The sequence below is a fragment of the Leptolyngbya iicbica LK genome, from assembly GCF_004212215.1.
Lineage (GTDB): Bacteria > Cyanobacteriota > Cyanobacteriia > Phormidesmidales > Phormidesmidaceae > Halomicronema > Halomicronema iicbica.
In genome coordinates, this window is sequence record NZ_QVFV01000001.1 from 393,564 (window position 1) to 406,651 (window position 13,088).

Annotated in this window: 9 protein-coding genes; 3 read left to right on the forward strand and 6 right to left on the reverse strand. The window is 55.4% G+C overall.

From position 1 onward, the window contains the following. The 5 genes from DYY88_RS01610 to DYY88_RS01630 form a co-directional block, all read right to left on the reverse strand. Positions 1-1,404 carry an LCP family protein gene (locus DYY88_RS01610; protein ID WP_039724601.1) on the reverse strand — a complete coding sequence of 468 codons (1,404 nt, stop codon included), beginning with the start codon at positions 1,402-1,404 and terminating at the stop codon, positions 1-3. Positions 1,405-1,939: 535 nt separating this feature from the next. After that, the gene (locus tag DYY88_RS01615; protein WP_236146260.1) at positions 1,940-2,308 is read right to left on the reverse strand and encodes a hypothetical protein; all 369 of its coding nucleotides are present in this window, start codon (positions 2,306-2,308) and stop codon (positions 1,940-1,942) included. A 209-nt stretch (positions 2,309-2,517) separates the two neighbouring features. Further along, positions 2,518-3,876: a leucyl aminopeptidase family protein gene (locus DYY88_RS01620; RefSeq protein WP_039724600.1), complete on the reverse strand. Its 1,359-nt coding sequence runs from the start codon at positions 3,874-3,876 to the stop codon at positions 2,518-2,520. 188 nt (positions 3,877-4,064) lie between these two features. Then, the gene (locus DYY88_RS01625; RefSeq protein ID WP_130199294.1) at positions 4,065-4,262 is read right to left on the reverse strand and encodes a hypothetical protein; all 198 of its coding nucleotides are present in this window, start codon (positions 4,260-4,262) and stop codon (positions 4,065-4,067) included. Positions 4,263-4,272: 10 nt separating this feature from the next. Beyond that, on the reverse strand, positions 4,273-5,010 hold the full coding sequence (locus tag DYY88_RS01630; RefSeq protein WP_052288128.1) for a PPC domain-containing protein: 738 nt from the start codon (positions 5,008-5,010) through the stop codon (positions 4,273-4,275). Positions 5,011-5,313: 303 nt separating this feature from the next. Here DYY88_RS01630 and DYY88_RS01635 point away from each other — a divergent pair, with 303 nt between their 5' ends. Both DYY88_RS01635 and glgB read left to right on the forward strand, forming a co-directional pair. After that, on the forward strand, positions 5,314-5,613 hold the full coding sequence (locus tag DYY88_RS01635) for a hypothetical protein (protein ID WP_039724598.1): 300 nt from the start codon (positions 5,314-5,316) through the stop codon (positions 5,611-5,613). Between the two features lie 263 nt (positions 5,614-5,876). Continuing rightward, positions 5,877-8,180, forward strand: a complete 2,304-nt coding sequence (glgB, locus tag DYY88_RS01640) for a 1,4-alpha-glucan branching enzyme (RefSeq protein WP_039724597.1) — start codon at positions 5,877-5,879, stop codon at positions 8,178-8,180. Between the two features lie 103 nt (positions 8,181-8,283). Here glgB and pheT read toward each other — a convergent pair whose 3' ends face one another. After that, positions 8,284-10,725 (reverse strand): phenylalanine--tRNA ligase subunit beta, encoded by a 2,442-nt coding sequence (gene pheT / locus DYY88_RS01645; protein WP_039724596.1) that lies wholly within the window; start codon positions 10,723-10,725, stop codon positions 8,284-8,286. A gap of 694 nt (positions 10,726-11,419) precedes the next feature. On the opposite strand from pheT, the gene DYY88_RS01650 reads away from it, so the two are divergent. Beyond that, complete coding sequence (locus tag DYY88_RS01650) at positions 11,420-13,024, forward strand: serine/threonine-protein kinase (RefSeq protein WP_039724595.1); 1,605 nt, start codon at positions 11,420-11,422, stop codon at positions 13,022-13,024. Positions 13,025-13,088: the final 64 nt, after the last annotated feature.

A 13,088-nucleotide genomic window follows, 5' to 3' on the forward strand; every position in this document is an offset into this window, starting at 1 on the left:
CTACAAGCGAGAACTCGTGCCGTACTCATCAAGCCAATCACGCCCCACTTGAATGGTGATATCCGAGTCGAGAACGCCGGTGCTCTCAACCCGCACATCCCCGACGCCCAAAAAGCGTTGGAGGGTCTCAGCACTCGCCAAATCGCCATTCTGGGCCACGACTCGCGTAAAGGGCAGTTCCGAGTTCCAGGGTTGCTCGATGTAAACGTTGTAATAGCCGCTGTCGTAAAGCGTCTGAACCAGATTATCGACAGCGATCGCATCTCCCGTACTGTCTTGAATCGCAATCCGCAGCGATTGTGGATCGGCAGAGGCCGCTACCTGACGGGTGCCGTACCCAAAATATTCCGACACCATCGTGTCAATTTCGCCGAGATTCGGCAGCCAATAGCTCAACTCAAACTCACTACTGCTGCTGAAATCCCCAGGCAGCATCAACATCTGCGTGTTGTAAGCATCAGTATTCGACGCATATCCAGCTAAGGCCAACAGTTCTTCAATGCTGAGGTTGGTGTCAACATGGGACTGCACCACCGAGAGAATTTTCGGCAAACGCGCCACGGTTTTGGGACTCAATGCCTGCTCGACCAAAGCCCGCATTAACATTTGCTGCCGCTGAATGCGGCCAATGTCACCGTAGTCGTCATAGCGGAAGCGCAGGAATTGCAGCGCTTTGTCGCCATCTAACTGCTGCTCGCCCGCTTTTAGATTGATGTAGAGATGTTGGCTATCGTCCTGATAGGACAAATCTTTAGGCACATTAACAGTGACCCCCCCGAGGGCATCGATGAGCTTTTCGACCCCTTGGACATTAATGCGGACGTAGCGATCGATCTCAACGCCACCCAGCAAATCACTGACTGACCGCGCCGCCAAAGCCGGGCCACCATAGTGGTTGGCTTCGTTCAGCTTGGTCATTTGGCCTTGCACCATCGTGCGCGTATCTCGTGGCAGCGATAACACGATGAGCTGATCTGTATGCGGGTTAAAGCGCACCAACAGCATCGTGTCAGATAGCCCATCAAACGAGTTAACCAGCGCGTGATAGCCCAAATTACGGGCCTCCGGGGGCAGGTCATTGACGTCAGTCGTCAGCACCTTCATGCCGAGCACCAAAATATTGACCGGACGGGTCAACTTCGGCACCTGCAAGCTGTTGCCCTCGGTTATCGGCTCATTATGGTTAAATGCCGCCGACTCTTCTTCAGTAAGGCTATCGTGCAGTAGCGGGGTGCTATTCAGCGAGACTGCCATCAATGCGCCCCCCACGGCAGAGATCGTACCAACGCTCAACAATGCCACGCTGACCCCTAACCATTTTGGAATGCGAAACCGCCGAGTTTTTTGGGCGGAAGGGTGGGGCTGATAGTGGCGAATCGGGCGATAGGATTTTCGACTAGACACAAGAAACCTCAAACCACGGGGGTTGGTCAGAATAGAGAACGTTGGCAGAGCGTCACTGGTGGCCGGGCCAAGGCCAACTTTAGGAATGGCGATCGCCCATTTTGTGGTACACCTGTTTTAATCTTGTCTGAGATTCTAACAGGCTGCCTCAAGGCGAGACAATGGGCCGACCAGTCCCTCAAAGAATTTCAAATGGCTGAAATAGTAGCAGCTTTTTGTGGCGATGACACCGATTTTTCTAAGGCTTTGTTAAAAGTCACCCGTATTTTAGTGATGAATCACAAAATTGCCAGTTTTTGCCTTTCCCAGAGGGCCGTTCCCGATCGGCTCAACCGGATCCGATAAGGCACGGTTTAAGGGAACGGTTGCCTGGACAGCAGCGTTTAAGGAGATCTCTGAAAAAGAAATTCCCCAAAAGACGGTGCGCCGTAGATTGCGGTTGACGTCAGGAAACCCAACACATCGAGGATTCAAGCATGTTGGTTCTCGTGCCTCGACCCCAACCTACGATGGGAAATTTATTTTTAGAGAACACCTAAGGCAGGCGATCGCCCAACTTACTGACGCCGGGCAGTCGCGCCGAACCGCCTTGCAGGAGCCGCACCATGAGCCACAAATTCGTCACAAAATAGCCCGTCGTGGTTAAGAGACTGGTCACTAGCAAGCGCGTCGAGACCAAGTCAGAGGCTTGACTACCAGCGGCAGTCAGGACGTACACCATCACCCAGGCCAACGCCAGAGTTACCGCTGTTTTGCTCACCGTCTGCTCACGTTGCGACCCCTGGCGCAGATACAGGCTCCACAATGACGGAAAGAAGCCAAAAATCGGCACCAAATAGATGATCAACTTCAGGGTTTCTAATCGAGTCTCAGGGTCAGAATTGCGAGAGCGCATAGTAGCCATCAAAACAAAACTGGCGGAGTGGCAAACGGTTCACATTGCCAGTCATTTGCAGTAGTTGCAAGGTAGCTTATTCTGCACAACATTGCGGTCCAGTCAGCGACAACTCTTAATCTGGCGCTCAATTAACTGAAAAATCCAATGATTGACCGGCAACCAGAGGTTCGCCCGCTACCCCCATCAACTAACCGAGGCATGGCCAGCGACAACGCCTAGTTCTGCGGCACTGCAATCTGTTGCTGAATCAGCTCAAAAATTGTGCGCATCCCCATCACTTCGCCCCCTTCGGGCCGTCCAGGAAGATTGCGCAGGTTCCAAGCCATCACGTCAATGTGAATCCAGGGAATTTGGGCTTGAATGAACTCTTGCAAGAAGAGGGCAGCCGTAATCGCCCCCCCGTAGGAACCACTGGAGACATTCGACAGGTCGGCCACTTTGCTATTGAGCAACTCTCGATAGGGCTCATGGAGCGGCAAATTCCAGAGGGGGTCAGTGGTCGCTTGCATTGCCTTCTCAAGCGGTTCTAAAAAGGCCGGATCATTGCAGAAAAAGGCGGGCAGTTCAGTCCCCAGAGCGACTCGGGCAGCCCCGGTCAGTGTCGCAAAATCCACAATCAGCTCAGGTTGCTCGCTGCTGGCTTCCCACAGGGCATCAGCCAACACCAGTCGGCCCTCAGCATCCGTATTGCCGACTTCGACGGTGATACCTTTGCGGGTCGGAATCACATCCAGCGGACGCATGGCATTGCCCGCGACGCTATTTTCCACCGCAGGGATGAGAACCCGCAAACAAACGGGCAGATTGAGCTTCATGATCATGGTGGCCAGCCCCAGCACGTGAGCGGCACCCCCCATGTCTTTCTTCATCATCAACATGCCTTTGGCAGGCTTAAGGTCGAGGCCGCCAGAGTCAAAACAGACGCCTTTGCCCACTAGAGTCACTTTAGGCGCATCGACATCGCCCCAGCGCAGGTCAATTAAGCGGGGGGCTGACACGCTCGCTTGACCGACGGCATAAATCATCGGGTAGTTTTCGGCTTCGAGCTGTTTACCTTTGGTGACGTTGAGGTCAGCGTCGTAGGTCACAGCCAGAATGCGAGCCGCTTCTTCCAGATCATCTGGCCCCATGTTGTTGGCGGGAGTGTTGATCAGGTCGCGGGCGAGAAAGGTCGCCTCAACGACCGCGTCGATATAAGCCAGGTCAGCATTGTCGGGGGGCAAGAGCTCAGCGATCGCCCCCGGTTTGGTTTGCTTGTAGCGGTTAAAGGCGTATTGCCCCAGTCGCCATCCCAGGGTCAGCGCGGTCGCCTCATCTGGCGTCAAGTCACTGGTCAACTCATAACGATTGGCGGGCAAGGATTGCGACAACAACCCGAGCAGCCACATATCTAGGGTCTCTGGGCGACCCACTAAGACTTTTGAGAGACTTTGCTGCGCGCCGGGAAGCAAGCAAAAGGTGCCGGGCTCGGCCTTAAATCCCATCGCGTCGATCCAGTTTTTTTCGGCTTTGAAGTGGGTCTGCAACTGGTCGGCAGTGACTAACAGAATGGGAATCGGCGTAGTGGATGACATGCGCTTGGAGACTGGAACAATTTAACCTGACAGGTTCAGCATCGGCGGCGGGGCGCCATCGCTCAGGATTGTGAGCCGCGATCGCAGGCTCGACGGCAACCGCCTTACTTGACGGTGACGAGCGGTCAGTCAGCAGACCTGTCGAGGTCAGTGTATCGCTTTTGCTTAACCTCTAGGCGATTTTATCGTCACCCACCGCGATCGCCGACCCAGGTCACGGTCGTCCACGACGGCCCCAAGGCCACAAAAAACCCCCGACCGTCAGGCCGAGGGTTAGAAATCAGGGTGCATCTACCATTCCTTTCTACTGAGGGGAGGCGTCGCATCCGGACAGAATTCTGAAAATTTTCGAGCGGCGATCGCGCCTCCCCTCCTTGAGCCTTCATTCAGCCCAGGCTATTCAGTGCGCGGCCCGCCCCCCGTTGGTCCGGGAGCTTCGCCCGTTTCGATGTAGAGAATTTGCTCCCTCAACCGTTGCGCTGTGAACGGATCGCCATCGGCTTCGTAGAGCTCAGCCGCCGTTTCAAAATCCGTCACAATCAGATCACGCACCAGAGGGGGTAAATCTTCCAAAAACTGCTCTTCAAAAGAAGCATCGGCGTTTTCGTCAAAGTTGCCCTGACTTTCCCATTCATCTAAGGCTTGACCAAAGGTGGCATCGGCTCGGCCTAAAAACGCTTCAGGGTTGCTGTCATCGAGTTCGATCGCGGTAGTAAACGCGTCAATCGCACCGGCCAAGTCTTGCGCTTCCAAACTCATCTGCGCCTCGTTAAAGGCCACTTCATAAGGCGAAGCGGGACGCACCTCTAACATAAAGTCGCCGCCCTGCTGGCCGTCATAGGTCATGGCGCGGATGATGTAGTCGCCGCTCGACGTGGCCGAGTAGACGATGCGAGAGTTCAACGTGCCGCCGTAATCGTCGTTAAAGGCCACCTCTTCGCCATCGGGACCAATTAACGACACCATCGTGTCAAAGTCTTCGCTGGTCACCACAATCGCGATGATGTCTCCGGCCTCAATCGCCAACGGATAATCTTTGAGGGCTGGGGTAATCGTCCCTTCTTCTTCAAGAATGGTTTGAGCGTTGGCGATCGTGGCGGGGCCGAAGCAAATCCCTCCCGAAAGAACAGTCATCGTCGCCAACAGCCCAACAGTCCTTGAAAATACATGCTTCATATCGCAAATCCTTGTCTAATCGTCCTTAGGGTATCGAGTCTTGGCCTGACTGCCCCCATCATTATGCCGCTTGTTGCTGGCGACCCCTTCAGAAAGCGATCGCCGCGCTTCGGCTGCTTGTTCATCAACATACTGCGTAAATTCCCTGACGTGTGCCCCCCCCTGGTCAGTTCCGCCATGCCATCGAGTCGGGCGGCTCAGGGTTACAGATGCGGCGCAAAAGAGTATGGTGTGAGCAGTTTCCGCCGTATCGTTACCCGCATGAAGTTGACGTCTCTGCTGTTGCCGCTATTGACGAGTGTCGGTGTGCTGTCTGGTCAAGCGGCGGGTCGCGCCTTGCCGCCGCCAGAAGACGTGCCCGAAGAACGGCTGCGCACAGAAATCATTTTAGAAGCGCGATCGCCCATCGATGGTACCCCCCTCACCCCAGCCGAGTACGAAGACTTACAAGCCGCGATCGTGGACTATCCCGCGCCAACGCTCGATTCCCAAATTCGCGAAGTCGTCTTTCTACTCCAAATTCGGCGAGTCCTACGCCCCGTGATCCCCTTCTTGCCATAGCCGGGCAAAAAAACTCTCCTCTTTCCACCAGCGAGTTCTAATTTTGTTACGAAGTTTTGTTAATCTAAACCGCATAGATCAAAAACTTCTCAAATCAACGCCTAGGGGCTTAGCACTTAAACAATCTCCCCAAGACCGCAAGGTTGCTATAAGGGTTTGGCAGTGCCAGCCCCCAACTAGCAGGGAGGCTTGTTCAAGCAACTCCCCAGCGGAGAAACTCACCCCCATATCGCTTCTGAAACCCGTTTTATATAAGGTTACCTATGGCTGTTACGGTTGCTCCAGAGCAGATTGATAGCATCGTTTGGAACCAGCATCACGACCCCTTCGAGGTGCTAGGCCCCCACATGATTCAACAAGATGGCCAAACGGTGTGGGCCATCAGAGCCTACCTGCCAACCGCCGACGCCGCCTGGGTAGTGTTGCCTGAGAGCCGCAGCGAGTACCCCATGGAACAGGGGCACAATCCCCATTTCTTTGAATGCGTACTGACTACCCAAGAGCTGAGCAACTACCAGCTCAAGTACCAAGAAGGGGAACACGAGCGGTACGTTTACGACCCCTATGCTTTCAAGACTCGGCGGATCACTGACTTTGATGTGCATCTCTTTGCCGAGGGTAACCACCACCGCATCTACGAAAAACTCGGCGCCCACGTCACTGAAATCGATGGCGTCAGCGGTGTTTACTTCGCCGTTTGGGCTCCCAGCGCCCGCAACGTCTCTGTCCTCGGCGATTTCAACTATTGGGATGGCCGCAAGCACCAAATGCGGCGCACCGGCAATGGCATCTGGGAACTATTTATTCCCGAGATTGGCTACGGCGAGCACTACAAGTACGAAATCAAAAACCATCACGGCCACATTTACGAAAAGTCTGACCCGTACGGCTTTCAGCAAGAGGTGCGGCCCAAAACCGCGTCTATCGTCACCGATTTAGACGCCTACGAATGGCAAGATGCCGACTGGATGGAGCAGCGGCGACAGACCGAACCGCTGGATCACCCAGTATCTGTATATGAAGTCCATCTCGGCTCTTGGTTACACGCCTCTTCAGCAGAACCGTCCGTCTTGCCTGACGGCAGCATTGAACCCGCTGTGCAGGTAGCCGAACTGAAGCCAGGGGCGCGGTTCCTGACTTACCGCGAACTTGCCGCCAAGCTGATTCCCTACGTCAAAGAACTGGGCTTTACCCATATTGAACTGCTACCGATCGCCGAGCATCCGTTCGACGGTTCCTGGGGCTATCAGGTGACGGGGTACTATGCCGCGACCTCGCGCTACGGCACCCCCGAAGATTTCATGTACTTCGTGGATCAGTGCCACCAAGCGGGCATCGGCGTCCTCATCGACTGGGTGCCCGGTCACTTTCCCAAAGATGGTCACGGACTGGCGTTCTTCGACGGTACCCATTTGTACGAACATGCCGATCCGCGTCAGGGTGAGCACAAGCAGTGGGGCACGCTGGTCTTTAACTACGGGCGCAACGAAGTCCGCAATTTCCTCGTCGCCAATGCTCTGTTTTGGTTCGACAAGTACCACATCGACGGGATGCGGGTGGATGCTGTAGCCTCGATGCTGTATCTCGACTACTTACGGGAAGATGGCGCTTGGGTCGCCAACGAGTATGGTGGGCGCGAAAACATCGAGGCCGCTGACTTTTTGCGGCAAGTCAATCATGTTGTCTTCAGCTACTTTCCCGGTGTTCTCTCCATTGCCGAAGAATCCACATCTTGGCCCATGGTGTCTTGGCCTACCTACGTCGGCGGTCTTGGCTTCAACCTGAAGTGGAACATGGGCTGGATGCACGACATGCTGGACTACTTCCACATGGATCCGTGGTTCCGGCAGTTCCACCAAAACAACGTGACCTTTAGCATTTGGTACGCCTTTAGCGAAAACTTTATGCTGGCCCTCTCCCATGACGAGGTCGTCCACGGCAAGAGCAACATGCTCGGCAAAATGCCGGGAGATGAGTGGCAAAAGTTCGCCAACATGCGGTGTCTCTTTACGTACATGTTCACCCATCCGGGCAAAAAGACCCTCTTCATGAGCATGGAGTATGGTCAGTGGAGCGAGTGGAATGTGTGGGGCGATTTGGAATGGCACCTGCTGCAATATGAGCCCCACCAAAAGCATCACACTTTCATGACCAAGTTAAATGAGTTGTATAAGAGCGAGCCCGCGCTCTATACCAACGACTTTTCGCAAGATGGCTTTGAGTGGATTGACTGTAATGACAATCGACACAGCGTCGTGTCGTTCATTCGCCGCGATCGCGATAGCCATGATTTTGTGGTGACGATCTGCAATTTCACCCCTCAGCCCCACAGCCACTATCGTCTCGGCGTGCCCGAGAGCGGCTACTATCGCGAAATCTTTAACAGCGATGCCCGCGAATTTGGCGGCAGCAACATGGGCAATCTGGGCGGCAAGTGGACCGATGAATGGTCTTACCACGGCAAGCCCTATTCCATCGACGTGACGTTGCCGCCCCTAGCGGTAGTGGTCTTCAAGCTCGATCGCGACTATACCGAAGGGGTGCGATCGGGCACGATTCAGCCCTAATTTTGCGAGTAATCGGCGTCAACGTATTCACTCAACAGTCTTCACCCTGCATCTTCCTCCAGAAGGTGCAGGGTGATTAGGTTTAGGCAAAGTCGTCGAGTCTCTAGCTTCGCAGAGCCACCTTAAATTGCTTCTCTAACGCCGCGCGGACTTTTTGATGCACGGGTTCCACATCGTCATCGGTGAGGGTGCGATCGAGGGCGCGATACACCAGCCGGAAGGCGAGGCTCCGCTGACCATCGGGCACCGATTCCCCTTGGTACTCATCGAACAGCGTGACCGAATTGAGGAGTTTGCCTCCAGCCTTGGCCATCGCTTTTTCGAGATCGGCTACGGTGACGGTCACCGGAGCGTAGAAGGCGATATCGCGATCGCTCGCCGGGAACGTGGAATAGGGCTGGAATTTCACCGCTTTGCGCCGTCCGCTTGCCAGACACGTCACCAGGGCTGACCAATTGAGCTGAAAGACGTAGACCTCATCGGGCAAGTCTTGCGCTTGACACAATTGCGGGTGCAGTTGCCCAAAGGTGCCCAGACGCAACCGTCCTCGCACCCAGAGGGAGGCTGTCCGACCGGGATGCAATCGCTGATCGTCGCTATCGGATCGATAGTCCACCGCTAAGCCCAATCGCTGAAAGATGGCTTCCAACACTCCTTTGGCCTCAAACCAGGTGAGGGGCTGGGGGCGATCGCTGGTCACCCACTTGCCTTGCCGAGCATCGCCGCCCATGATACCGCCCACCACTTCCGACTCTTGCGGCTCACCGTCTACGAGTTGGAAAATGCGCCCAATTTCAAACCCGTTCAACGGGCCATTCCCCTGCTCCAGGTTGAACTTATAGGCTTTAACCAAGCCATCGATTAAGTCTGTGCGCAGGGCCGAATATTCGGGGAAGAGGGGATTGGCCAACACGACCTGATCGGGGGAAGTCGGTTTGGTCAACGAGTAGTGAATCAGTTCCGTCAACCCGGCTCCGCGACAGGTTTGCCGCAGCTTTTGAGAGAGGGCCGCTTCAGGCGACAATTCTCCCCCGGCAGCAGCTTGGGGCAGAGTATTGGCAAAGTGGTTATAGCCGTAGATGCGGGCCACTTCTTCAATGAGGTCAATTTCTCGCTCTAGGTCGCGATAGCGGAACGGGGGCACGGTGACCTGCCACACCTCGTCACTGCTCGCGGCAACTTCGCAGCCCAGCGTTTCGAGCACGGTTTTGACTTGGGCCGCCGGTAGCGGCACAGGCGACTCGCCCAGGTTAGTGACGGGTCCCAAAATCGCATGGACGCGCGACAACCCGAGATCCAGGGTGCGGGTAGGAGTAATTTCCCCGACCGGGGTACGAGCCGTCACTTGAGAAACGACTTGGGCCGAGGCCAGGGTCGTCATCAGATGGACGGCGCGATCGCAGGCCAAGCCCAATTCGGCCGGATTCACCCCCCGCTCGTAGCGGGCCGACGCTTCGGTGCGCAATCCCTGGCTGCGGGCCGACTTACGAATCACCGCCGCGTCAAAGTAGGCCGCTTCCAGGGTGACGGTCGTGGTGCTGTCAATGACCTCCGTGGCTTCGCCCCCCATCACCCCCGCCAGGGCAACAGGCTGGTCGTTGGCGGTAATGACGAGGGATTCAGGCTTGAGCGATCGCTCCTGGCTATCTAACGTCAGCAGCGCTTCGCCGTCTTTTCCATACCGGACACCCAATTCATAACTGGCGCTATTGGCCGCAGCGGCGAGGCGATCGCCATCAAACGCATGGAGCGGTTGGCCCCATTCCAGCAAGACATAGTTAGTGATATCCACCACGTTATTAATCGGACGGGTGCCTGCCGCTTGTAAGCGCTGCTGCAACCAGGTCGGCGACGGGCCAATTTTCACCCCAGCCAACACCGTAGCAATGTAGATTGGGCCGGCTTTTTCGTCACTCAGCTTGACCGCCACCGTCGAGGTCGAGGATTGGGGCGTCACAGCGGGGGCGATCGGCATTTTGAGTTCGGCTCCAGTGATGGCCGCCACTTCACGGGCGATACCCACCAGGCTCAGCGCATCGGCCCGGTTCGCCGTAGAGGTGACATCTAGCACCACATCATCTAGCCCCAACAGGGGACGGGCATCGCTGCCTACCGACAAGTCAGATTCAGAAAAAATGTGAATGCCCGCAGACTCTTTGGCCAGTCCTAACTCCGCGAGAGAGCAGATCATTCCCGCAGACAATACGCCGCGGACTTCACGCGGCTTAATCTTGAGATCAGGAATCGGCAAGTGGGTGCCCACGGTAGCCACAGCAACATAACTGTCCGCTTTGACATTGGCCGCCCCACAAACGATTGAGGAAGGCTCACCCGCCCCAATATCAACGGTGCACAAACTCAATTTGTCAGAGTTGGGGTGCGGCTGCCGCTCAGTGACGTAGCCTACCACCACACCATCGGCCCATTGGCTGCGATCTTCAATATCTTCAACTTCGAACCCCGCCATGGTGAGCGCGTCGGCCAAGGCCGCTGGCGATAGGGTGATGTCAACGAGTTCTTTGAGCCAGTTTAGAGAGATCCGCATCGATTCTTTCGATAATGTGTGATAGCTAACAGTCCGGAATTAGGGCGATCGCCCGCGTTAAGACGGCTGCAACCAGTTTGCGATATCTGGCCCCGATGACTCAGCCTGAGTGTCTCCAGACGATTCACCTGGCAGGGGTCGCCATCAAATCAACGGCCCAGTGCCCCAGCGGTAGTTCGCAACCTTTTGCAACATCCCCTAGTCAGTCTACTCCAGTGATTGTCTCAAAACCCGTGACCATCGCGAACAATCGTGGTCAGACGCCACTCATGGTCGGTAGCTGGGCTACTGATCGATAGCTACACCCTTTACCATCAGGGCGTTTCCGGCAATAGGGTGCGACCGCTGAGGAGCCGCTGGGCGATCGCACCCCGCTGGCTTTCCAGACCCATGCAATGCCTCTGCTCATTGGGCTGTGCCGCAATTTCAGGCATTGCTTTAAGGCAATCCCGCAAGAACTTTATCAGAATCTTAAAAAGGGCATCAAACCCCTCTAGGAAGGTGGGAATAATTAGAGTAATGTGACATCACTCACATTGGCTTTCATGATTCAGCGTCTTTATGGACGTATAAGTAGCTAGCTGTCATCGATAGTATGGAGTCAGGAGTCACGCAGTCTCTGTAACGACAGGGTCTTCTATCGTCAGTAGCTCCTACACACACTACACGGGCACACATCATTATCTCGGGTCGCATGAGTTACTGCACCAATTTAGACTGCCCAAAACCGAAAAACCCCCCACGGATTACGCACTGCCAAGCTTGCGGAGCCGAGCTGATATTGCGCGATCGCTACCGCGCCTTGAGAGCTCTGGGGCGGGGAGGATTTGGTGCGACCTTCCTAGCGCGGGATGAATCTTTGCCGGGTCATCCCCCTTGCGTCATCAAGCAACTACGCCCCTCCGCCGATGCTCAGCACATTCTCGATATGGCCCGCGACCTGTTTCAGCGAGAAGCCAAAATTCTCGGCAAAATCGGCAACCATCCCCAACTGCCGCGCCTGCTTGATTATTTTGAAACCAACAACGAGTTCTTCCTGGTTCAGGAGTTTATTAACGGCAAAACCCTACAGCAAGAAGTTCGGGGCGGTGGCCCATTTACCGAAGCAGGTGTGCGGCAATTTCTCAGCGAGGCCTTGCCCCTCATCCAATACGTTCACGACAACAAAATTATTCACCGCGATATCAAACCCGCGAATTTGATTCGCCGTAGTGAAGACAAAAAACTGGTGCTCATTGACTTTGGGGCGGTGAAAGACAAAGTGGCTCCGGCCCAAGAAACCGCTGACCAAACCGCCCTCACGGCCTATGCGATCGGCACCCCCGGTTATGCGCCGCCCGAGCAGATGGCCATGCGCCCGGTATACGCCAGCGATATTTACGCGATGGGGGTGACCTGCATCTATCTGCTCACGGCCAAATCGCCCAAAGACTTGGACTATGACCCCACCACTGGGGAAATGATGTGGCGCAACTTAGTTCACGTCAGCGACCATTTTGCCGACGTGCTGCAAAAAATGTTGGAAATTTCTGTGCGTCACCGCTATCAGTCGGTGGAAGCAGTCTTGCGTGATCTTGATCTGGAACCCTACATGGATAGCCTGGCGCAAAACCTGGCGTTTCCAAATTCCACTAGCGGTCGCGACGACAGCAAAGGTGATCTCAATAGCAGCTCAAATTATCACCAACTGCGAGAAGGCCGCAATCGCGAGTCGGCCTCTTCCCCCTCTTCGCGCATGGCGGCAGCCATTCGGGCGCGCCGTGAGCGGGCGAACTCACGCACGGGCAATAGCGGTCCTAACTCTCGCCAAGGAATGACCACCCGTAACTCCCGCATGACCTCTGGCTCACGCTCCGGCGGCAAAACCAAACTTACCGCTGACGAGCTTAAACAAGCCTATGCTAAGGGGCGACGCGATTTTTCACTGTTGACCCTGTTTGCCCTTGATCTCTCCAAAGTCACCTTGTCGGGCACCAGCTTTGTGGAGTCAAAACTCAAAAAGGCTAATTTCCAAAATGCCGATCTAACGGGGGCTAATTTTGGGCGAGCTGATTTGACGCAAGTTGCTCTGCGGGGCGCAAACCTGGGCCGCGCTTACTTTACCAATGCCAATCTACAAGGGGCGGACTTGCGAGGGGCCAATCTGAACTATGCCACGCTCTCGAATGCCAACTTAAAGGGCGCCAATCTGTGCGGGGCTGACCTGACCGGCGCACGGGTAAGTGATGAGCAATTGGCGACGGCCAGAACGAACTGGGCAACGGTGTATCCGAACGGTAAGCGCGGCCTGATGCGATAGAGTTTCAACCCTGCCGGGGTTCAAAGCCACTAGCCCCATGACCTGATGCGCCCGTCAACCGCAA